Source organism: Limnohabitans sp. 2KL-51, from assembly GCF_003063645.1.
In the GTDB taxonomy this organism is placed as follows: domain Bacteria; phylum Pseudomonadota; class Gammaproteobacteria; order Burkholderiales; family Burkholderiaceae_C; genus Limnohabitans_A.
The window spans coordinates 1-2,075 of sequence record NZ_NESJ01000043.1 but is presented as its reverse complement, the minus strand read 5'-3'; the positions used below and the strand labels follow the sequence as shown (position 1 = coordinate 2,075).

The window sequence follows — 2,075 nt, the reverse complement described above, 5'->3', positions numbered from 1 at the left end:
CAATCGGCCAAGCTTGCAGGCGGCGCAGCGCTCAGCACCACCAGCGGGCCGGCCACCATCACGGGCCAATACGGCACCTTGGTGATGGGCACCAACGGCAGCTACACCTACACGGTGAACAACAACAACGCCACGGTGCAAGCCCTGCGCACCAGCGGTCAGACACTCACCGAGGTGTTCAGCTACACCGCCGCCAGCGGCACCAGCACAGAAACCGCCAGCCTGGTGGTCACCGTGCAAGGCGCCAACGACGCGCCCACGGTGGTCGTGCAAGAAGCGGACAAGTCATTGACCGCAGGCACGCCCCTCTCACCGTTCAGCATCTTGGCCAACTTTGCCGACGTGGACAGCACGGGCAACGGCGAGACGGCCACCTACACCACCAGCACTTTGCCCAGTTGGTTGACGTTTAACGCCACCAACGGCACTTTCAGCGGCACGCCCCCCTCGGCCGGCACCACCAGCGTGACGGTCACCCGCACGGATGCGGCAGGCCTGAGCGTGAGCGACACCTTCTTGATCGTGGTCAACCCGGCGGTGGACACCACAGCGCCCAAGATCGCCATCAGCAGCAACCAAGCCAGCCTGAGCACGGGCCAAAGTGCCACCATCACCTTCACGGTGAGCGAAGCCACCAGTGACTTCACCTGGAACGGCAGCGCTGGCGACATCGTGGTCACGGGCGGCACCTTGGGCGCATTGACCCGAGTGGGCGTGAACGCTGCAGGCGAGGATATCTACATCGCCGTCTTCACGCCGACGGCCAACAGCACCACACCGGGCAGCATTGCCGTGGCCGCAGGCAAGTTCACAGACGCTGCCTCTAATCAAAACCTGGACACCTACAGCGCCAGTGCTGACAGCGTGGCGGGCCACTTGGTGGAGACCAACAACATCGTCAACCTGAGCATCAACACCACCACGGCAGCGGCATCGCTGGCCTTGGCCAACGACAGCTCGGCAGCGGTGGAGGCGGGCGGCACCGCCAACGGCACACTGGGCAGCAACGCCAGCGGCAGCGTGCTCAGCAACGACGTGGGCGCCACGCCCCGCGTGACCGGTATTCAAAAAATCAGCGACAGCACCGCCACCGCCGTGAGCGCAGGCACCACGGGCAGCACCGGCACGTCCATTGCGGGCCAGTACGGCACGCTGGTGATCGGCGCAGACGGCAGCTATGTCTACACCGTGGACAACACCAACACCACGGTGCAAAGCCTCAAAGGCAGCACCAACACCCTGACCGAAGTCTTCACCTACACCGCCAACGACGGCACTGGTGCCAAGACCGCCAACCTGGTGGTCACGGTGCAAGGCGCCAACGACGCGCCCGTAGCCGTGACCGATGTGGCCAGCGCAACCGAGGCGGGCGGCAGCGCCAACGGCACCCCTGGTGTCAACCCCACCGGCAACGTGTTGACCAACGACACCGACGTCGATCAGGCCGACACCAAAGCCGTCAGCGCCATCCTTGCGGGCACCAGCGGCACTGCGACCCCTGTGACAGCGGCCAACGCCACTGCCGACACCACCGGCGTGACCGGTGCCTACGGCACGCTCAAGATCGGCACCGACGGCAGCTACAGCTACACCGTCAACCAGAGCAACGCCGCCGTCGAAGCGCTGCTGCCCTCCAGCACACCGCTGACCGACACCTTCACCTACACCGTCAAAGACGCAGCAGGGCTGACCAGCACCCAAACGATTGTCATCAGCATCAACGGTGCCACCGACGCGTCGGCGCTGAACAACAGCACGGCCACCATTGACATCGTCTCGGCCACCACCGACAGCGGCGTCAGCAGCAGTGACTTCATCACCAACGACCAGACACTGACCTACGCAGGCACCATCACCAACTGGAAGGATGGCCTGGGCGACCGCGTCATGCTCGAATTCACCGACCCGGTCACCGGCTCGATCACCACCGCCTTTGTCACGCCCAGCAGCACCGGCGCATGGACCTGGACAGACGCCTCGCGCAACCCCGGCACCTACATCCTCAAGGCAACCATCGTCAGCGCCACCGGCACCACGGCCATCAACACGGCCGCGCCGGTCAACGGCACCAACGG

At 65.1% G+C, this 2,075-nt stretch carries 1 protein-coding gene; it reads left to right on the top strand.

What is annotated here, in order from left to right:
* Positions 1-2,075 (top strand): S-layer family protein (locus B9Z49_RS21255; RefSeq protein WP_199225138.1); only part of this gene is annotated, 2,075 nt, incomplete at both ends.